Source organism: Bifidobacterium jacchi (genome assembly GCF_009078285.1).
GTDB lineage: Bacteria > Actinomycetota > Actinomycetes > Actinomycetales > Bifidobacteriaceae > Bifidobacterium > Bifidobacterium jacchi.
Map to the genome: position 1 here is coordinate 19,070 of NZ_RQSP01000017.1, position 20,220 is coordinate 39,289.

The 20,220-nt window shown below is 63.1% G+C and carries 15 protein-coding genes and 1 tRNA gene; 11 read left to right on the forward strand and 5 right to left on the reverse strand.

Annotated elements, in window-relative coordinates:
* The first annotated feature begins 22 nt into the window (after positions 1-22).
* Positions 23-96: transfer RNA gene (locus EHS19_RS05905), tRNA-Pro, on the forward strand.
* A 190-nt stretch (positions 97-286) separates the two neighbouring features.
* Here EHS19_RS05905 and EHS19_RS05910 read toward each other — a convergent pair.
* A complete protein-coding gene (locus EHS19_RS05910; RefSeq protein WP_151916857.1) occupies positions 287-766 on the reverse strand; it encodes a hypothetical protein in 480 nt (159 codons plus the stop codon).
* A 442-nt stretch (positions 767-1,208) separates the two neighbouring features.
* Between EHS19_RS05910 and EHS19_RS05915 the strand changes: the two genes are divergently transcribed.
* The 9 genes from EHS19_RS05915 (at position 1,209) to EHS19_RS05955 (ending at position 12,415) form a co-directional block, all read left to right on the forward strand.
* The gene (locus EHS19_RS05915) at positions 1,209-2,879 is read left to right on the forward strand and encodes a zinc-ribbon domain-containing protein (protein WP_175578343.1); all 1,671 of its coding nucleotides are present in this window, start codon (positions 1,209-1,211) and stop codon (positions 2,877-2,879) included.
* Positions 2,880-2,899: 20 nt separating this feature from the next.
* The gene (locus tag EHS19_RS05920; RefSeq protein WP_151916859.1) at positions 2,900-3,466 is read left to right on the forward strand and encodes a hypothetical protein; all 567 of its coding nucleotides are present in this window, start codon (positions 2,900-2,902) and stop codon (positions 3,464-3,466) included.
* A 496-nt stretch (positions 3,467-3,962) separates the two neighbouring features.
* A complete protein-coding gene (locus EHS19_RS05925) occupies positions 3,963-4,430 on the forward strand; it encodes an aminoacyl-tRNA deacylase (RefSeq protein ID WP_175578344.1) in 468 nt (155 codons plus the stop codon).
* A gap of 530 nt (positions 4,431-4,960) precedes the next feature.
* The gene (locus EHS19_RS05930; protein WP_151916862.1) at positions 4,961-5,866 is read left to right on the forward strand and encodes an NUDIX hydrolase; all 906 of its coding nucleotides are present in this window, start codon (positions 4,961-4,963) and stop codon (positions 5,864-5,866) included.
* A gap of 84 nt (positions 5,867-5,950) precedes the next feature.
* Positions 5,951-7,231: a quinolinate synthase NadA gene (gene nadA / locus EHS19_RS05935; protein ID WP_151916883.1), complete on the forward strand. Its 1,281-nt coding sequence runs from the start codon at positions 5,951-5,953 to the stop codon at positions 7,229-7,231.
* Between the two features lie 205 nt (positions 7,232-7,436).
* Positions 7,437-9,188, forward strand: a complete 1,752-nt coding sequence (locus EHS19_RS05940; RefSeq protein ID WP_151916864.1) for an L-aspartate oxidase — start codon at positions 7,437-7,439, stop codon at positions 9,186-9,188.
* 117 nt (positions 9,189-9,305) lie between these two features.
* Positions 9,306-10,241, forward strand: a complete 936-nt coding sequence (locus EHS19_RS05945; protein WP_151916866.1) for a nicotinate-nucleotide diphosphorylase — start codon at positions 9,306-9,308, stop codon at positions 10,239-10,241.
* Positions 10,238-11,671, forward strand: a complete 1,434-nt coding sequence (locus EHS19_RS05950; protein ID WP_241677112.1) for a cysteine desulfurase family protein — start codon at positions 10,238-10,240, stop codon at positions 11,669-11,671. The genes EHS19_RS05945 and EHS19_RS05950 overlap by 4 nt, the downstream gene beginning before the upstream one ends.
* A 192-nt stretch (positions 11,672-11,863) precedes the next feature.
* The gene (locus EHS19_RS05955; protein WP_151916867.1) at positions 11,864-12,415 is read left to right on the forward strand and encodes a type 1 glutamine amidotransferase domain-containing protein; all 552 of its coding nucleotides are present in this window, start codon (positions 11,864-11,866) and stop codon (positions 12,413-12,415) included.
* A gap of 134 nt (positions 12,416-12,549) precedes the next feature.
* Here EHS19_RS05955 and EHS19_RS05960 read toward each other — a convergent pair whose 3' ends face one another.
* Complete coding sequence (locus tag EHS19_RS05960) at positions 12,550-13,437, reverse strand: hypothetical protein (protein ID WP_175578345.1); 888 nt, start codon at positions 13,435-13,437, stop codon at positions 12,550-12,552.
* Positions 13,438-13,518: 81 nt separating this feature from the next.
* Between EHS19_RS05960 and EHS19_RS05965 the strand changes: the two genes are divergently transcribed.
* A complete protein-coding gene (locus EHS19_RS05965; protein WP_151916868.1) occupies positions 13,519-14,964 on the forward strand; it encodes a 3-phosphoshikimate 1-carboxyvinyltransferase in 1,446 nt (481 codons plus the stop codon).
* Between the two features lie 158 nt (positions 14,965-15,122).
* Here EHS19_RS05965 and EHS19_RS05970 read toward each other — a convergent pair whose 3' ends face one another.
* The 3 genes from EHS19_RS05970 to EHS19_RS05980 form a co-directional block, all read right to left on the reverse strand.
* Positions 15,123-16,352, reverse strand: coding sequence for an acetate/propionate family kinase (locus EHS19_RS05970; RefSeq protein WP_151916869.1), 1,230 nt, complete (start codon positions 16,350-16,352; stop codon positions 15,123-15,125).
* A gap of 82 nt (positions 16,353-16,434) precedes the next feature.
* On the reverse strand, positions 16,435-18,105 hold the full coding sequence (gene pta / locus EHS19_RS05975) for a phosphate acetyltransferase (protein ID WP_151916870.1): 1,671 nt from the start codon (positions 18,103-18,105) through the stop codon (positions 16,435-16,437).
* 166 nt (positions 18,106-18,271) lie between these two features.
* A complete protein-coding gene (locus EHS19_RS05980) occupies positions 18,272-19,753 on the reverse strand; it encodes a DUF1846 domain-containing protein (protein ID WP_151916871.1) in 1,482 nt (493 codons plus the stop codon).
* Positions 19,754-20,220: the final 467 nt, after the last annotated feature.

The window sequence follows — 20,220 nt, forward strand, 5'->3', positions numbered from 1 at the left end:
CCACTGTTGCAAAATGCAGCATCGGACCATAGCGCAGTTTGGTAGCGCACTTGACTGGGGGTCAAGGGGTCGCGGGTTCAAATCCCGCTGGTCCGACAGATAAGCCCGGAATCTCAACGATTCCGGGCTTTGTTGTTATCTCTGAATCCCCTCTTTTGGCTCTTCAAACACGATTCAGACACGTTTTTCGGACACGACCAGACACGACACCCCTGCGACACGCCTCAAATTAAGCCATTTTCAGGCGGTCGCCCGGCGACTTTCCCGGCTCTCCCAAGACGACTTTTCACAACTTCTCCATACCGCGTCTGGCCTCTTCCCATTCGCGCCGCCGTACTGAATAGATGTCCTGATTGTAGTAGGCGGCTTTCTGCTCCACCTGTCTGCGGGCTTCCTCGTCCTTGCCCCACCAGCGGACGAACTGCCCCGGCCGCACACGATTCTGCCCCTCGTCCTGCGCCATGCGGCGCAGCGCCTTCGGATCGAACACCTGCTTGGCACGGAAGTTCGTCAAACGGTCGCGCGCGATATACGCCGCGACGAGACGCCACTGCCTGCGGGCCTTGCCGATGACGTACAGCACACCTCCATCATCCTTCGCGCTGTTGTCCCACCACGACGATACGTACACCTTCGTGCCGGGGCTGAAGATCTTCGTCCCATGCTCGATATGGTGATCTTGGCCGACCTCGTGCTCGTCCACGACGTTGGCGACCAGACACCATGTGAACAGCTTGCCACGCTGACGCTGCTTCGCTTCCTCCATACCCAACATGGTACGGCCCCGCTCTCCCATCTTGGAGAGCGGGGCCGTCTTGCCGTTTTAGTCGGCTCTTCGGCGCAGCAATGGCACGATGTCGCGCAGGGTGACATGGCCGTTCTGGTCGGGTGTGAGACGTTTCTGGTGGATCCACGTGCGAATGATCGAGGCGGGCATCCTCCGCATTGCAGCGCCGCCAGCTGCACCAGCTGCTCCGCCTGACAGTACAGTTCCCTCGTCTGCTCGCGCAGCAGCAGCGGTGCGGGCGTGTCCACTGCGATCGGGGCGAGCACTTCATCGTTCTATATGTTATTGGTAATGTGGTGAGAATCGTAGATCGGAGATAGCGATGGAGCGGTTGTGCCAAACCTGTGGTCTTAACCCGGTGTTCAGGCCGAAGGCCCGGATTTGCATGGAATGCGTTCGTAGGCAATTCCAAGAACAGGGTATGGAACTTGTGGGCGAGTTCCAGAACAAGACCACGCCGGTTCGTTGTCGATGCAAGACGTGTGGCATTGAGGCAGATTACATTCCTAAGACGGTATGGGGACGTGGAGCGTACCCCGGTGACCGTGGTGCGTGCGACGCTTGTTACCTCAAGGAGAACGGGCGAAACCCGTTCTGGCCCGGTGGCAAGGTGCGTGGCGATTACGAGCGCAATAGGAAAGCGTGTGAAGAACACGGCCTGAAACTTCTCGAAATCTTGCAAGATGGGGATCGCGCCTTTGGGATGGTCGTTGAATGCAAACGATGCGGCCGCAGAACCATAACCGATTCGGCTGATGTCGGTTTCGGATGCTCGTGCATGAGCAAGGCCGGATCCGCATCGGTCAAACCACGCAAGAAGGCGACTCCTCGCGTCTGTGATCCGGACTCGGGGTTGCATGGCTGGTGGGATTTCGACCGCAATACTGAGAACGACTGGAATACGGCGTCGCGTAGATCCGCAACGAAACAATACCGGTGGCATTGTCCTGAATGCGGATGCCGTTTCCAAGCGGCTCCTCTGCAAATGCCGTACTGTCCTGAATGTTCCCGCAAAGCGCGGGCAAACTTCGACGCTCAATTCAAGGCAAGGCAAACATGGGAGAAATCCACCCATATATCCGAGGTGCCGGAGCTTGCCACCGCATGGGATGATGACGAATACGATCCCCATGACATCTGCCTAGATGATTGGCGCAACGGCACCGGTGCTTATCGGCTCAAGTGCCCCGAGGGGCATCGGATGACCATTCGGCCCGCCACCTATTTGGACAGGGGATGTCCTGCATGCAGGGCGGCTGAAGCCAAGAAGAAAGGCTTGGGCAAACGTGCGCTGAGCTTCGCCAGTCCAGAATTATCGGCTCAATGGGATTCCGAGCACAATGGCGAGTGGACTCCGCAGAACGTGGCTGATGACTCCCGTCGTCAGGTTTGGTGGCGTTGCTCACAGTGCGGTTATGAATGGAGACAAAGGGTCAGGGATCGTTTTCTCCATCCGATGTGGCTATGCCCTCGATGTAAGACTCTGGTAGGATCCTTGGCATACTTCGCTCCCGACCTTGCCGAGGAATGGTCTGCGGAGAATCCGCTAACCGCTTGGGAAGTGACCCCTACCGGCAGAACGCCATTCACGCCGCTATGGGTATGCTCGGTCAATCACGCCCATCAATGGCGCGCCAGTACGGCGGCAAGATGGGCAGGTCATTCTCCATGCCCAGAATGCAGGGAGAAGGGCAAATCCGCTATCGAGCTGGAGTATTACGCTGAAATCCGACAGTCGTTTGAGGACGCACGTTCGGGAGTGGCACTCAAAGACGATGCGTTCACAAGGGGAACAACATGGCGGCCTGACATCATCTGTCGCATCAACGGCATCAACGTCGCCATCGAATACGACGGGGCGTACTGGCATTCAGGCAAAACCGACACCGATACGAGAAAGAGCCTCGACCTGCTTGATGCGGGCTGGGTGGTGATTCGTATGCGCGAGACGGGATTGCCCTCACTGGGGGATCTCGGTTCTCGTTACAAGGAGTTGGCAGTCGATGGAGAAAGAACCAAGCCAGCGACTATTATCGGGTGGATTATCAATTGGATCGATACTGACCGACAATTCGTTCAGTCCGATAATTAAAGCAGGATTAAGGAGCTACCTTGGACGTCTCTAAGGCTGAACAACTGGCAAAGGCCGCCTATCCGGAACGAGATATATGCGGCGCTTCCGAAAACGATATGGCGTACGTGTTCTTTTGCGTGTACTTGGGCCCTGACAAAAGCGAACTATCCGAAATTGCCGTCGATAAGGCCGATGGTTCAGCTCATCTGCTGATTCCCGGATCCAAGGAATACGAGCGCTATCGGCCCGATGATGCGAAAGTGCTGTGGACGCCCTTCTACGAGCCCGGCTTCGAGGAGACGGAGCGCGGGTGGAGGCCTCCAGACAAAGAGCTCGAAGGCATAGACGATAAGATCGAGCAAATGCTGATGACGATTCTGCGCAGGGAAGGAATGGACGACGACATTGCTGAGACTGTGGAATGCATCAATGCCGGGGAATGGGATGTCGGCATCAGTCTGGGATTCGAGGCGTTGCTGCGCGAACACATCAAACTAGACGAGGAATCCTTGGATTTATTCGGCAAGTTCGCCCGCTGGTACGCAGATGACGGGTATTTGGATGATGACTTTCTCGAGCAATATGAGAGTTTCAAGAAACTGTAGGAATGCTGCCACTATTGCAGATCACGAGGATGGACATCGCAATATCAATAACCGATTCGTCAGACTGACCGATAACCACATTTGGAATATTTGCGGATTCAATTCGCTATTCCTCAGTCATCTCAGCTTCGTTTGACTGGGGAACACCCTCGCTGGAGTGGACACAACCGGGACACAATGACCGCGGAGAACAGCGAAATCAGCGGCAATCAACGAACATCGCCAATAGCCCAGAAACCGCGTCATATCAACGAAAACGAGACTAACGAAGCTCACAATAATTAACGAAACATCCCAAAAACCGAACAAGGGGTCGCGGGTTCAAATCCGCTGGTCCGACAGATAAGCCCGGAATCTCAACGATTCCGGGCTTCTTTCATGCTGTGGGATCGGCTCTGAATGCAGTCGGACGCAATACCCAATGATATTCTTCATTTGCCTGCAAATACGAGGAGCGATGCAGACCGCAAAGAGCCGCATTGACCGGAGGTGCGAGATGGCCAGTTATGAACAGATCGAGCAGTTCGCGCAGATACATCCCGACCAGGCCCGAATCATGGAGCATGAGATCGCGATCGTGGATCTTGAGTCCGGTGCGAAGGTGTTCGATATCGCCAAGGCTGCGGCCACCTACATCGTCGAGGCCAAGGAGGGCGTGTTCGCCGTCGTCGCTTCCGCCACTGGGCACCTGAAGTGGCGTCAGCTCGGCCGCGCCTTGGGATTGCATCAGATCCATCTGGCATCGCCGGAGCTGGTCAAGGAACGCACTGGCTACGACGTCGGCACGGTCGGCCCACTGTTCCTCAACGGTGTGCGCATGTTTTTCGACGATAGGCTTCTGGAGCATGACATGGTGTACTGCGGTACGGAGGATGCGCACCACACGCTCGCCATCGCGCCGAAGCTCATTGTCGAGAGCAACGACATCGCCGGCTACTTCGACAGCGACGAATACCTGAAATAGACGATCGCATTACGCACTCCCCGCCGTCAACTGGTTACGATGCCGGTTATGGATGACACGGCGTCGGATCGGTGTCGTTGGACGGCGGGGCTGTCGTTGCATATGATGCTCGCGTCATGCTGATGTCATGCTGGCGTCATGCTCGCATCGCAAGGGGTGCGAGCCGATGCGGTGTTGGTGAAGTGCAGGCGTGTCTTCCCGGCTTGTGGGTGATGTCGGCGGCGTGCGGTCTGGTCGGTGCCGCCCCGATCCGCGGATCGTTCCCTGGGCTTCGCTTCCTGTGATTTGCATTGGATTTGCGTTGGATTTCCTGCGACGCGCCGGTGATATAGTCATAGTGACTATAAGTGATATGCTCGGCGCTTGACGATTATGGAACGCTCGATCGCCGGTCGGTTCGCCGGTCGGTTCGCCGGTCGGTTCGCCGGTTGATCTGAGGGTTGATCCGGTGGCTGATGCGGCGAACGGCCGCGTAGCCGGCACAAGCGAGCGGTACAAGGAATCGACAAGAGAGCGAGGGGAGCGGAAGCATGGGCATCGGCAACGTATCCGAGCGGCGCAGCCAGCCGCCACAGGTGGGGGTGTCGGTCGTCATTCTCGCGCTCGGTCCGGCTGGTGACGGCATCGTCGCGGACGGCGCTGACGCTGGTGCTGCGAGCGAGACGCCTATCACGCATATCTCGCATGCCGCGAGCGAAACGCTCGCCGCGAATGGTCCCGGTCGTGACACGGACGGCGCTCGCGCGCAGCTGTGGATTCCTCTCGTGCGTCGTGTCCGCCAGCCGTTCCTCGGCGACTGGGCGCTGCCGGGCGGCGATCTGCGCGCGGACCGGTCATTGGAGGATTCGGCGTATGCCGCACTCGAATCCACCACCGATCTGCATCCGAACTATCTCGAACAGCTCTACACGTTTGGCGATCCCGGCCGCTCGCAGGGCGGTCTTCCGATGGTGTCGATCGTCTACTGGGCTCTTGTGGGACGTGCCGAATCGCGCGATCTCGCCGAAGGAGACAACGTCGCGTGGTTTCCGGAAAACGCGCTGCCGCGACTTGCATTCGATCATCGGCGCATCATCGACTATGCGCTGGACCGTCTGCGATACAAGATCGAATACCCGCAGATAGCCGCCAGACTCGTCGGCGACGAATTCACCCTCGCCCAGCTGCACGGGGTCTACGAGGCCGTCACCGGTCGCGCGATCGATCTGGCGAATTTCCGCCGTCGCATACTCGCTTCCGGCGAACTTGAGGACACCGGTCGCAAGATCGCGCAAGGTAGGCACCGGCCGGCGTCGCTGTACCGATACGCGCGGGCCGCAGCGCAGCCGATCGCTGCGGCCGACGCGCCACAGGCGAATGCGCATGCGCAATCGCCGCGGGAGGAGTGGTCGGATGATGCACTGTCCGCGCTGCTGCCCTCGGCGATCGCGCAGTGACTGATTGAAAAGCCGCCGATCGCAAAGTGACCGATCATAAGTGACCGATCGAGACGACATCGTGACAACAAGGAAGGAACAATGATGACCGCAACACTATCCGCGCCGTCCGTCGACGAGATCATCGCCCGGCTTGGCGCACAGAGCACCTGCGACGCCGGCCTCACCCAGGATCCGTGGCATTTCGACGCCGTGCGCCCCAGCTACGGACCGGGCGCGTCCATGCTCGACCGACTGCCGTCCGACGCCCCGCGTCAGCAGATGCTGCCCGAGGAATACCGCAACGCGTCCGATGACGAACTCCAGAAGCGCATCACGGATGCCAAACGGCGGCTTGGCGACAGACTGCTGATTCTCGGCCATTTCTACCAGCGCGACGAGATCATCCGGCACGCCGATTTCGTCGGCGACTCGTTCCAGCTCGCCAAGAACGCGACCGAGCGGCCGGACGCCGAGCACATCGTCTTCTGCGGCGTGCATTTCATGGCCGAGACCGCCGACATCCTCTCCACGCCCGAGCAGAGCGTGACGCTGCCGAACCTCTCCGCAGGCTGCTCGATGGCCGACATGGCCGACATCGAGCAGGTCGAGGCATGCTGGGACGCACTGTCCCGCATCTGCGGCGACAAGCCGGATTCCGAGGGGCTCGCGCCGGTCGTCCCCGTCACCTACATGAACTCCTCGGCGGCCCTCAAGGCGTTCTGCGGACGGCATGGCGGCATCGTGTGCACGTCGTCGAACGCGCGCGCCGTGCTCGAATGGGCGTTCGCGCGAGGCCGCCGCGTGCTGTTCTTCCCCGACCAGCATCTGGGGCGCAACACCGCGCGTGCCATGGGCGTGTCGCTCGCGCAGATGCCGTTGTGGGATCCGTTCCGCCCATGCGGCGGCGCCTCCGACCCGGACGACTACGCCAAGGCGACGATGATCCTGTGGAAGGGATTCTGCTCCGTGCACCAGCGGTTCACCGTCGATCAGGTCGAACGCGCGCGCCGCGCCTATCCGGGCGTCAAGGTGATCGTGCATCCCGAATGCTCGATGCAGGTCGTCGACGCGGCGGACGGCGTCGGGTCCACCGCCTACATCGTTCGTCAGATCGAGCAGGCCCCCGCAGGGGCGGTCATCGCCGTGGGCACCGAGATCAACCTCGTCAACCGGCTCGCCGCGCAGCATCCCGACAAGACCGTGTTCTGTCTCGACCCGGTGGTCTGCCCCTGTTCGACCATGTATCGCATCCACCCCGCATACCTGGCGTGGGTGTTGGAGAATCTCGAGCAGGGCAACGTCGTCAACCGCATCACCGTCGACGACGACACCGCGCGCGACGCCAAGGTCGCTCTGGAGCGCATGCTGCGCGTGCATCCCTGATCGATGCATGCGAGGCACCCTCTGCCGATGCGCTGCGATGCGATGTGATGCGCTGCGCTGCGGGCCGCGGCGCATCGCAGCATCCCGAATCCGAGGAAACCCACTGAGGAGACGCCGCACCAGCAATACATAAGCCATACGCCAGCCATACATAAGCCATACGAAAAGCCGCATATACGAAAAGCCACACATACGGAAGCGAATCATGAGGAAACCCACCATCGTCATCATCGGCGCGGGCGCGGCCGGACTGTCCGCCGCGCTCGCCGTCGCCGCGACCGGCAGCGACGTGACGCTCGTCACCAAGGCCGATCTGGTCGAATCGAACACCTACCATGCGCAGGGAGGCATCGCCGCGGCGATCTTCAGTGACGACGACCCGAAGCTGCACGCCGCCGACACGATGGCCGCAGGACACGGACTGTGCGATCCGAAGGCCGTGGACATTCTCACGCGGGAGGGAGCGGAGCGCGTGCGCGAATTCGCCGCGCTCGGCGTGCATTTCGACCGTGATGCGCAAGGCCATATGCTGCGCGGATTGGAGGCGGCCCACTGCCGCGCGCGCGTCGTCCACGCGGGCGGCGACGCCACCGGTCGTGTGCTGGAACTCGACGTGTCCGCGATGGTGCGCTCCAACCCGCGCATCCATGTGATCGAACACGCGTTTCTGACCGATCTGATCGTGCGCGACGGGCGAGTGTGCGGCGTGCGGTTGCTGATCGCAAACGATCCCGGACAGACCGATTCCGGTCAGGCCGGTTCCCCTCGGGCCGTTCGCCGCGAACTGACGGCGGACCGTGTCATCCTCGCCACCGGCGGGGCCGGACGCATGTACCCGTACACCACCAATCCGGCCGTCGCCACGGCGGACGGGCTCGCCGCCGCATGGCGGGTCGGCGCGCAGGTCGCCGATCTGGAATTCACCCAGTTCCATCCCACCGCGATGGCGGTCGGCGAGCATTTCCTCGTCTCCGAAGCGGTGCGCGGCGAGGGGGCGGTGCTGCTCGACGAGCATGGGCGACGCTACATGACGGACGTTGACGAGCGCGCCGAACTCGCTCCGCGCGACGTGGTGGCACGCGAGAACTTCCGCGTCATGCAGGCCCAGGGAGGCCGACCGGTCATGCTCGACACCTCACCGATGCGTCGCGAGCATCCCGATCTTGCGGCGTTCCTCGCCACACGGTTCCCGACCATCGACGCATACACCCGCTCCCTCGGGTTCGATTGGAGCCGCGAGCCGATACCCGTCGCCCCGGCCGCGCACTACCTCATGGGCGGCATTCGCACCGATCTTGACGGGCGGACGTCGCTTCCCGGCCTGTATGCGGCCGGCGAATGCGCGCGCACCGGCGTGATGGGTTCCAACCGACTCGCATCGAACTCGCTGCTCGAAGGGCTCGTCTACGGGCGCAGGGCCGGCATCGCCGCGGCCGGCGACGCGGATGACATGATCTGGCATCCCGAGCCGCTGCTCAATTCCGTGACCGGCACGGCATACACGAACCCGCCGGTGGTGCTCGCCACGCCGACGAATGGCGGTTCCTCTGACGGCGACGCTGCTGTGGACGGTGCCGCTGTGGTTGATGCCGCTGTGGTTGACACTGCCGTTGCCGATCATGCGACCGGCGCTCGCTTAACAGCCGACAAGCCATGGGACAGGGCGCGCATCCAGAACACGATGTGGCACGGCGTGGGCGTGTTGCGCGATGCGGACGGCCTGAGCCATGCCGCCGAGGCGCTCGCCGAAGGTCTGGCCTCGGCCAACGCGCATGCCGCGACGATGGAAGCCACAGGCGATGTCACCGCGCTCGAGAATCGCAACATGCTCACCGTCGGCTATGTCGCCGCCACGGCTGCGCTCGCCCGCACCGAATCGCGAGGCGCCCACGCGCGCACCGACCATCCGCGCCCGCGCGACGAATGGGCTCATTCCGTCGCCTATGTCGCACGATAACGCTCACGATAACGGCTGGTCGGCCGAACCATTATCCGCCAAATCATCTACTGAAACACCAGCAACACCAGAAAACAACAGAAACACCTGAAAACACCCGCAGAAGGAGATCCGCGCATGCTGACGCAACGCATCATCGACACCGCCGTCGAAGCGGCCCTCGCCGAGGACGCCCCCTGGGGCGACGTGACCTGTGAAAGCGCGATTCCCGCCGACGAGCGCGGCGCGGCGGCCCTCGTCGCGCGCGAGGACGGCGTGATGAGCGGCATGGACGTGTTCCGGGCCGCATTCGCCGCCACGGACCCGTCGATCATGGTGGATGCGGCGATCGCGGACGGTACGCGATTCAAGGCTGGCGACACGCTCGCCGTCGTGCGCGGACCGGTGCGCGGCATGCTCACCGCCGAGCGCGTGGCGCTGAACTTCACGCAACGCATGTGCGGCATCGCCACGATGACCGCGGCGTTCGTGGACGCTGTCGAGGCGATCTATGCGCCGCAACAGGCCGACGGCCTCGATCGGCAGGCGGCTGCGGCTTGTCGACCTCGCCGGCCTGGCCGCTACGCGCATACGCGAATCGCCGACACGCGCAAGACCACGCCGGGACTGCGCGCATTCGAAAAACACGCGGTCGTCTGCGGCGGCGGCCATAACCACCGCCAGTCACTGTCGGACGCGGTGATGCTCAAGGACAACCATCTTGCAGCGCTCGCCGCGCGGGGTCTAGGCCTCGCACAGGCCATTCGCCATGTGCGCGAACAGGTCGGCCACACCGTGCACATCGAGGTCGAGGTGGACCGGCTCGATCAGATCCCCGCCGTACTCGCCGGGGGAGCGGACACGATCATGCTCGACAACTTCACGCTCGACGACACACGCCGGGGCGTCGAACTCATCGACGGACGCGCCATCGTCGAAGCCAGCGGCAACATGACATTGGAGCGTGTGCCCGCCGTGGCCGCAACCGGTGTGGATGTGATCTCCGTAGGCGCACTCACGCATTCCGCGCGAGCCATCGATCTGGGACTCGACTGGGTGGAGGCGCGGTCATGAGCACGGGCATCAACGCAGACACGAGCGAGGTCGGCAGCGAGGCTGGCAATATGCCTGCGCGCGACATCGGCAATGCGCCGAGCAATCTACTGAGCAATGCGCCGAGCAATCTACTGAGCAATGAGCCGACAGGCAGGGCAGACGGCAAGAAGCCGGCGGATTCGGATGAACTCTATCTCGATGCCGCAGCCACCGAACCGGTGAGCCGCAGCGTCATCGAAGCGATGCTGCCGTTCCTCACCGACGCCTACGCGAATCCCGCCAGCGTCCACCAGCCGGGCAAAACCGCGGCGCGGGCGCTCGCCGCCGCGCGCGCCTCCCTCGCAGCCGATCTTGGCGGCAGCCCCGACGACGTGATCCTCACGTCAGGCGGCACTGAATCCGACAATCTCGCGGTCAAGGGCATCGCGTTGGCGCGATTGCAGCAGCTTGGATTGCAGCAATTTGGAATGCAGCAGTCTGGAGTGCAGCAGTCTGGGTTGCGGCGGCCGCAGTCGGATGAAGCGGCAACTGCTCAGTGCCGCCGGAAGCCTCGCCCGCGCATCGTGATCTCCGCGATCGAGCATCCGGCCGTCAGCGAATCCGCCGCATGGCTGGAACGCTGGTTCGGATTCGAGATCGTGCGCATACCGGTGGACCGGCAGGCGCATCTCGATCCGGACGCGCTCTCTCGTGAGCTTGACGGCGAGGCCGGACGGCGTACCACGCTGGTGTGCGCCATGCTCGCCAACAACGAGGTCGGCACGATCGAGCCGGTCGAGCGCATCGCCACGATAGCGCACGAGCACGGCGTGCCGCTGTTCGTCGACGCCGTGCAGGCAGCGGGACTCATCCCCATACGCATGCGCGACTGGCACGTGGACGCGCTGAGCGTATCGGGGCACAAATTCGGCGCGCCCAAGGGGCTGGGCGCACTGCTGGTGAATGCGGGCACACCCATCGAGCCGCTGATCAGCGGCGGCGGGCAGGAACGTGGATTGCGATCGGGCACGCAGAACGTGGCCGGCGCGGTGGCGCTCGCCATTGCGTTGCGCGAGTCGAATCGGCGCGCCGCCGGTGCGATGCGCGCGCTGGTCGCTTCGCGCGACATGCTGATCGATGCGGTTCGTCGCGTGATTCCGCGGGCGGTGCTGACGGGGGATCCGGCGGACCGGCTTCCCGGACATGCCTCGTTCGTCATTCCCGGAGTCGTCGGCGAGGCGCTGCTGGTCGATCTGGATGCGCGCGGCATCGCATGTTCGTCCGGCTCCGCATGCGCGGTGGGCCGGCATGAGATTCCGCCCACGCTGCTGGCGATGGGCATCGATCCGGCGGACGCGCGTTGCGCGCTGCGCATGACTTTTCGCACGCCGCTGACCCGCGAACAGATCGAACGGGTGTCGCTGGCCTTGGAGGAGTCCTACGAACGGCTGCGTCCGCGCGGTGAGTGATGCGGCATGCGGCATCGGCGATCCTTGATGATCCTCGGTGATGCAACGTTGTTCACTGCGCTCAAAGACGAAGCACCGTTGTTCATGAATGCGTGCGCGATAATGGGACATGGAGCGCGTCAAAGCACGGCTCGCACACCAATGAAATGAAGACAGTGCGCGGCAATACGCGGCAATACACTAGGAGGAGACATGGCAGTCAAGGACGCCAAGGTACTGATCATCGTGAACAACTGGGGCATCGAGGAGACGGAACTGACCCGTCCGCTGCGCGACCTCAAGGCCGCAGGCGCCGATGTCACGCTCGCCGCGACCACGCTCGACCCGTGCGAAACCGTGGAGCACGACCGTTACGAGGGCGAAACGCTCACCCCGGACGCGAAGATGTCGGACGTGCAGGCCGCCGATTACGATCTGCTCGTCGTGCCGGGAGGCACCTGCAACGTCGACCGCGTGCGTGTGAACGAGGATGCGATCACCCTCGCGCAGGAGTTCGCCCACGAAGGCAAGCCGATCGCAGCGATCTGCCATGGCGCGTGGCTGCTCGTCAACGCCGATCTCGTCGAAGGCAAGACCCTCTCGCCATGCCGCTACATCGCCGCCGACATCGAAAACGCCGGCGGACACTATGTCGACGAACAGCTGACCGTGGATGATGAGAACGGCTGGCGTCTGATCACCTCCCGCAAGCCCGCCGACCTGGATGCGTTCGTCGGCGCGATCAAGGACACGCTCGAGGCCTGAGTCCGGCTACAATCGGCCGCAATCGTTGACGCGGATCGCCGCACGGCCTTGGTCGTGTGACGGTCCGCGTCGTGCGTTCAGGCCCGCGCTACGCGTTCATGGGATACAATCGACGGGCATCATGCGTTGAATCGTCATGCGATGAACCGCAGATAGGTGCGGTCGTCGAATGATGCAAGATCGTCGGAGAACCCCTTCGTCGACCGATACTCGTGGATGAGCTGCGGATCGGCGTCGCGCAGCCTCGCCAACTCCCGTTCCGAAGCGGCAAGCGTCGGACGCAGGCGAGGATAGCCGTCCGAGGCGAGCACCACCTCATCGCCGGGATTGACAGTGATCGTGCGAATCGGATAGTCGGGATCGGTGAAGCCGTCGAATACGAAATACCCATACTCGCCCCGCCGATTCGCGAACCGCGTCTGCAATCTCAGGAACGGCACAATCAGGGCGCGCGTCGGATCGGATGATGCCGCAGGCGCCGATGATGCAGCCGGTGAATCAGCCGTATCTCGGGTATCAGCCGCATCGCCGCCAAGCGCCAGCGCCTGCGCGGCGAACGACCGCAGATCGCCAAGCAGCACATCCACACGTTTGACCGTCGGCGTCTGCACGCCATTCACCATGATCTGACAGTCGCCGAACAGCCATGCCTCGCGCCGATGATCGCTGTAGATCACCGCGTTCGCCTGCAGACGCTCCCAAGGCTCGGCGGCGAATACCCTGCACGGGTCGAAGTCGTCATGTGCGCAATCCGCACACTCGAATCGCACATACCGCTCATGCAGCCGGGAATCGAGCATCGACTGCGCCTCGCGCATCGACGCGTCCTGCGGCAGTGCGGCGATCGCATCCAACAGCAGATCCTTCGCCACCACGCCGCCGCTCGGCCGCCACAGCCGACGAACGCTCTTGCTCGTCACCCCATCGACCACCGCCGCATACGCATCGGTGACGATCAGACCATCCTCATTGAGCGACTGATCAGCCCGCTTGCCCTGACAAAACCGTTCGATGACACGCATATCTACCACCATAGCGCCACAAATCCACGAAAGCGGACGCATGACCGCCGCGCAGCGAACAAACCGATACGATAGAGCACTATGAGCGAAGCAACGACCCCCATCGATCCATGGCCCGCGCCGACGGCGAGCGAACCGCTTGACGCGACCGTCACCATTCCCGGCAGCAAATCACTGTCCAACCGGTATCTGATTCTCGCCGCGCTCGGCTCGCGGCCCGTCACCCTGATCGGACTGCTGCGTTCGCGCGACACCGAACTGATGATGAACGCGCTCGCCGCGCTCGGCGTGCGCTGCGATGTCGATCCGAACGTCGACACCACGGTCACCGTCACTCCGCCAGTGGGAGGCCGCTTCCACGGTGGCGTGGATGTCTTCTGCGGACTGGCCGGCACGGTGATGCGATTCGTGCCAGGACTCGCCCTGTTCGCCGACGGGCCGGTGCGCTTCGACGGTGATCGGCAAGCGTATGCGCGGCCGATGAAGCCGGTGCTTGACGGGCTGACGCAGCTGGGTGCCGCCGTCACCTACCACGGCGAGGAGGGATTCCTGCCGTTCACCATCACGCCGCCCGCCGCATCGTTATCTGCCGTTGCGCCACACTCCGCATCGAAAACCGGTTTGCAGCCTGTTTTGCAGCCCGGTTTGCAGTCGAGCGCGGACGCCGCCCAGGTGACCATCGATTCGTCCGCATCCTCCCAGTTCATCTCCGGCCTGCTGCTCATCGGCTCACGACTGCCGGGCGGGCTGGAACTGACGCACGTCGGCGCAAAGACCCCGAGTCTTCCGCACATTCGCATGACCGTGGCCGACGTCAACGGCGCCGGCGGCAGCGCGCTCGCGGATGAGACGCGGCACCGGTGGACGGTCGCGCCGCGTGCACTGCAGCTGCCGTCGCGCGTGGTGGTGGAGCCTGATCTGTCGAATGCCGCGCCGTTCCTCGGGGCCGCGCTGATCGCCGGCGGCACGGTTCGTGTGCCGCACTGGCCGGTCGAAACCACGCAGCCGGGCGGTCTGCTGCCCGGATATCTGGAACGCATGGGGGCGGCTGTCTCGTTCCCGCAACAGGGTGGCATCCGTTATTGCGAAGTGAGCTCGAATGGCCGGATCCGCGGACTTGGCGATTTCGATCTGACCGCGGCGGGGGAGATCGCGCCGTCGCTGGCTGCGATTCTGGTATTCGCCGACGCGCCGACGCGCATGATCGGCATCGGTCATCTGCGCGGCCATGAGACGAACAGGTTGGCGGCATTGGTCGCTGAAATCCAACGTGTCGGGGGAGCGGCGCGTGAATTGCCGGACGGCATCGAGATCACTCCGGTCGGCAATGGCGAGCCGGAGGCGCTGCACGGCGCGGTGATGGAATCGTACGCCGATCATCGCATGGCCACGTTCGCCGCGATGATCGGATTGCGTGTGTCGGGTGTGAGCATCGTCAACGTGGCGACCACGCGCAAGACCCTGCCCGACTTCGTTGGCATGTGGACCGACATGCTGGCTGGACGCTCACACGGTGGCATGAACTGATCGGCGGATGCCGACGCGGTGGCTCAGTGACATGGCGCTGATCGCATAACCGATATGGTGCCGGTATGGTGCCGGTCGCATAACGCAGTGGGGCTCTGCAACGATTCCTGTGAATCATCGCAGAGCCCCACCGTGTATCTGAGCGTTGCCTCAGTTCATCACTTGGCGAACGTGTTGCCGTAGGTGTCCTCGCCGGCTTCCGCGATGGCGGCGGACTTGCGGGCGATGGCCAGCTCCTCGTTGGTCGGGATCACGGCGATGATCACGGAGGAGTCCGGGGTGGAGATGACGCGCGGCTGCTTGGAGCGGGTGGCGTTCTTCTCCTCGTCGAGCTTGACGCCGAACGGGGCGAGCTTGTCGCACACCATCTTGCGCACGATGTCGTCGTTCTCGCCGACGCCGGCGGTGAAGGTGATCACATCGCAGCCACCCATCTGGTAGGTGTAGTTGCCGATGTAGCTGACGATGCGGTGCACGTAGACATCGAGGGCCAGCTTGGCGTCCGCGTTGCCCTCGGCCACCAGACGGTGGACCTCGCGCAGGTCGCCGAAGCCGGTCATGCCCATCATGCCGGAACGCTTGTTGAACAGGGCATCCAGCTCGTCCACGTTCATGTGGGCGTTGCGGATGAGGTGGAAGACCACGGCCGGGTCGATGTCGCCGGTACGGCCGCCCATGACCAGACCCTCAAGCGGGGTCAGACCCATCGAGGTCTCGACCGGCTTGCCGGAGATCTCGGCGGAGGCGGAGGCGCCGTTGCCGATGTGCAGCACGATCTGCTTCAAACCTTCGGCCGGCTTGCCGACGACCTCGGGCACCACGGAGGAGATGTACTCGTGGGAGGTGCCGTGGGCGCCGTAACGGCGGATGTGGTACTGCTCGGCGATCTCCTTGTTCAGCGCGTAGGTGCTTGCGGCCTTCGGCAGCTGGAAGAAGAAGGAGGAGTCGAACACGAAGATCTGCGGCACGTCCGGCAGCAGCGCACGCATGACCTCGGCGCCCTTGGCCTCCGGGCCGTTGTGCAGCGGGGCGAGCACGGCCAGATCCTTGACCTGGTTGATGGTCTTGTCGGTGACCAGAGCCGGCTTCGGGAAGATGGAGCCGCCCTGGACCACGCGGTGGCCGACGGCCACGATGCCGGCCTCGGACAGATCAGGGCCGTACTCCTTGAAGAAGCCGAGCACGCGCTTCAAGCCCTGCTCATGATCGTGGATCGGCTCTTCAAGCTCGTGCTTCTCGCCGTTGTACTCGTGCTTGTAGTGGCCGTCGATCGGCTCGCCGATCTTCTCGACGAGACCGGAGGCGAGGCCTTCGCCGGACTCAAGATCCACCAGCTGGTACTTGATCGAGCTGGAACCGGAATTGATGACAAGGACGGTTTTCGCCATTGTGGGCATCCTCCATTGTGAATTGTCTGTTTCCCGCTGACACGGGTTACCGCAAGTCAGATTACTCGCTGCTTGCTACAAACTACTGCGCTTCGATGGCGGTCAGGGCGATCGTGTTGATGATGTCCTGCACGAGCGCGCCTCGCGAAAGATCGTTGACCGGCTTGTTGAGCCCCTGCAGGATCGGTCCGATCGCGAGGGCCCCGGAAGAGCGCTGCACGGCCTTGTATCCGATGTTGCCGGCGCACAGGTCGGGGAACACGAACACGTTCACATGGCCGGCGACCTCGTTGCCCTTGGCCTTGGTGGCCGCCACGGTCGGCGACCACGCGGCGTCGAACTGGATGGAGCCGACCACCGGCAGTTCCGGTGCCTTTTCGCGCACGATGCGGGTCGCCTCCTCGACGACGTCCACATCCGGCCCTTTGCCGGATCCGAGCGTGGAGTAGGAGAGCATGCCGATCTTCGGATCGATGCCGAACGCCCTCGCCGTTTCTGCGGACTGGATGGCGATGTCGGCCAGCTGCTCGGCGTTCGGGTTGAGATTGATCGCGCAGTCGGCGAACACGGCCACATGATCCTTGAAACACATCAGGAACGAGCCGGACACGAGCGACGCGCCGGGCTTGGTCTTGATGACCTGAAGCGCCGGACGCACGGTGTTCGCGGTCGAATTGACCGAACCGGACACCAGTCCGTCGGCGTAGCCGAGCACGACGAGCATCGTGCCGAAATAGCTGGCGTCCTTGAGCTGTTCGCGCGCCTGATCCTCGGTCATGCCCTTCTTGGCGCGCAGCTCGCACAGCTTGGCGATCATCGGCTTGAGGATGTTCTCGTCGTCCATCGACTGGAAGCGGGCCCTTCCCAGCGAATCGAGACCGAGTTCGGCGCCGCGTGCGAGAATCGCCTCGCGGTCGCCGACGATGATGAGGTTCACGACCTCGCGTTCCAACAGGTAGTCCGCTGCCTTGAGAATGCGATCCTCCTCGCCTTCGGGCAGCACGATCGTCTTCTTGTTGATCTTCGCGCGGCCGAGCAGGCTGTGCTGGAACGAGTATGAGGTGACGGGGAAATCAATGTCCACGTCGAGCGCCTTGAGCACCTCCTCGGTGGGCACGTTGTCCTGGAACGCCTTCAGTGCGGCGTCGGCCTGACCGGCCTCGGTGAACGGCGTCTGCGGAATCGTCCACACCGGCAGACCGAATTCGGCAAGCGTGTTCTTGACGAACACCGAATGACGCGAATCGCAGCCGGTGATGAAGATGCCGAGCACCTTGTTGCCGGCGGCCTCCATGCCTTCGATCGACAGCTGCACGGTTTCGCGCAGCTCGTCGGGCCAACGGTCGATCGTGCAGATCGCGAGGAACACGCCGGCCTGCAGGTCGGCGGCGATGTTCGCGTTGAACTCGTAGGCGGTCGGATCGTTAACGTGCGACTTGTCGGTGCCGACGATGAGCGCGGCGTCGGCGCGCGAGACGCTCATCGCATCGTCGAAGGCGGCGACGATGTCACCGCGCGAAGCCTCCTTGTCGCGGCGCACCTTGTGGATGTCGAGTCCGCTGGACAGCGCCACGCCGAGTCCGGCGTTCGACGCGCCGAGCAGAATCGGGGTGAAATGATCGTGGTTGGAGACGGCAGGACGGAACACCGCGGTCTTGTATTTGGTGGTCAACGCCTTGAGCACGCCGTATGCGACGACGTTGCGGCCGTTGGCTCCTTCCGGGCTGGCGATGTAGATGTTGGTAACTGCCACAGTGAACTCCTTGCTTGGGGACAGGCTGCCGTGTGACCACTTTGCACACACATGAGGTCCATTCTAATACGCGTCCGGGAGCCGCTGATCGCTGGTTTCCGGACGCGAACGACATGGGCGCGCCGCGCGATGCGGTCGCGCGATGCAGGCGGCTCGCGCCACGGCGCTACTTGTGATACAGGCTTGTGCGCTCGTATTTCGGTTCGCAGCATACGTTGATGCCGAGTTTGCGGTACAGGGCCTCATCGGTCGGCGAGATGATCACCGAGAAGAACGCGTCACATGCGTGCAGTCGTTCCAGTCCGGCGATCACCTGGGCGGCGACGGGACTGGTGGAGCTGGTGATCGACAGGGCGATCAGCGTCTCGTCGGAGTGCAGGCGCCGGTTCGCGGCGTGCAGATGCTCGGTTTTGAGCCGGCAGATCGGTTCGATGGCGGCCGCGTCGATGACCGGCAGCTCCATGTCGACGCCGGTGACGGCTTTGAGCGCGTTCATCAGCAGTGCGCTCGCCGCGCCCATCAGGTCGCCGGTCTTGCCGGTGACGACGCGTCCGTCGGGCAGTACCATCGCGCCGGCGGGCGCTCCGGTCGCCGCCTCCTTGTCAAGGGCGGCCTTGCGCGCCGGCGAGAGGTTCTCGTCGACTCCGGCGCGTTTCATGATCGAACGGAGCCGTTCGACCTGATCCTCGCCGTTGCCGGTGCGGCGGAACTGCACCGCCGCGGCGAAATACCGGCGTACGATCTCCAGATTCGCGGCCTCGCGGCACGCCTCGTCGTCGCTGATCGCGTAGCCGGCCATGTTCACGCCCATGTCGGTGGGGCTTGCGTAGGGGCTTTTGCCCATGATGCGCTCCATCATCGCCTTGAGTACGGGGAACGCCTCGACGTCGCGGTTGTAGTTGACGGTGGTTTCGCCGTAGGTGTCCAGATGGAACGGGTCGATGATGTTCGCGTCGTCGAGATCGGCGGTGGCCGCCTCGTAGGCGATGTTGACCGGATGGCTCAGCGGCAGGTTCCAGATCGGGAACGTTTCGTATTTCGCGTATCCGGCTTTGATGCCGCGCTGATGATCGTGGTACAGCTGGCTCAGGCAGGTGGCGAGTTTGCCGGAGCCGGGTCCTGGCGCGGTGACGACGACGAGCGGGCGGCTGGTTTCGATGTAGTCGTTGCGGCCGTATCCTTCGTCCGACACGATGCGTTCGATGTCGTGCGGATAACCTGGGATCGGGTAGTGCAGGCGGCAGGTGACGCCGAGCTGGGCGAGACGGTGGCGATACGCGTCGGCTGCGGGTTGTGCGGCGTACTGGGTGAGTACGACGGATCCCACGTGGAAGCCTCGTGCACGGAATATGTCGATCAGCCGCAGCACGTCCTCGTCGTAGGTGATGCCCAGATCGCCGCGTGTCTTCGCCTTTTCGATGTGGTTCGCGTTGACTGCGATGACGATCTCGACATCCTGCTTCATGCTGTCGAGCATGCGGAATTTGGTGTCCGGCCGGAAGCCGGGCAGCACGCGCGAGGCGTGGTAGTCGTCGAACAGTTTGCCGCCGAATTCCAGATACAGCTTGCCGCCGAACTGCGCGATGCGCTTTCTGATGTTGTCGGCCTGCAGCCTGATGTACTTGTCGTTGTCGAATCCCTGTTTCATGGCTGGCAATCCTTTCGCACGGCATCGTAAACGTCAAGATTATACCGGAAGCCGCGTTCCGTGCGTGCACGAAGGCGGGCCGGACCCGTGCGAGGATCCGGCCCGCCTTCGCATATTCAGTGGAATGCAGCTATGCTGCGACGGTTGCGCGCAGCACTGAGCCGTGTAGGGGACAGTCCGGTGGACTGTCCCCAGGCGAGGGGAGCAGCTATGCTGCGACGGTTGCGCGCAGCACAACAGGTACGTCGACCGAGGGGCAACGTCGAGGACGCTCCATCACCTTGTATACCTTGTATCGGAATGATGTGATGACGCGTGCGGTAGCAAGGCGCACCGAGGGAAGGCGCTGAGCCGTATAGGGGACAGTCCGGTGGACTGTCCCCAGGCGAAGGGAGCAGCTATGCTGCGACGGTTGCGCGCAGCGCAACAGGTACGTCGAGTCTCCCGCAACGCAGCTAACGCTCCGT

Coding starts and splice junctions, on each gene's coding strand:
- EHS19_RS05930 (WP_151916862.1), top strand. CDS start 4,961: ATGGGCATCGGCAACGTATCCGAGCGGCGCAGCCAGCCGCCACAGGTG.
- EHS19_RS05950 (WP_241677112.1), top strand. CDS start 10,238: ATGAGCACGGGCATCAACGCAGACACGAGCGAGGTCGGCAGCGAGGCT.
- EHS19_RS05915 (WP_175578343.1), top strand. CDS start 1,209: ATGGAACTTGTGGGCGAGTTCCAGAACAAGACCACGCCGGTTCGTTGT.
- EHS19_RS05945 (WP_151916866.1), top strand. CDS start 9,306: ATGCTGACGCAACGCATCATCGACACCGCCGTCGAAGCGGCCCTCGCC.
- EHS19_RS05980 (WP_151916871.1), bottom strand. CDS start 19,753: ATGAAACAGGGATTCGACAACGACAAGTACATCAGGCTGCAGGCCGAC.
- EHS19_RS05970 (WP_151916869.1), bottom strand. CDS start 16,352: ATGGCGAAAACCGTCCTTGTCATCAATTCCGGTTCCAGCTCGATCAAG.
- EHS19_RS05910 (WP_151916857.1), bottom strand. CDS start 766: ATGGAGGAAGCGAAGCAGCGTCAGCGTGGCAAGCTGTTCACATGGTGT.
- nadA (WP_151916883.1), top strand. CDS start 5,951: ATGACCGCAACACTATCCGCGCCGTCCGTCGACGAGATCATCGCCCGG.
- EHS19_RS05955 (WP_151916867.1), top strand. CDS start 11,864: ATGGCAGTCAAGGACGCCAAGGTACTGATCATCGTGAACAACTGGGGC.
- EHS19_RS05965 (WP_151916868.1), top strand. CDS start 13,519: ATGAGCGAAGCAACGACCCCCATCGATCCATGGCCCGCGCCGACGGCG.
- EHS19_RS05960 (WP_175578345.1), bottom strand. CDS start 13,437: ATGCGTGTCATCGAACGGTTTTGTCAGGGCAAGCGGGCTGATCAGTCG.
- EHS19_RS05925 (WP_175578344.1), top strand. CDS start 3,963: ATGGCCAGTTATGAACAGATCGAGCAGTTCGCGCAGATACATCCCGAC.
- EHS19_RS05940 (WP_151916864.1), top strand. CDS start 7,437: ATGAGGAAACCCACCATCGTCATCATCGGCGCGGGCGCGGCCGGACTG.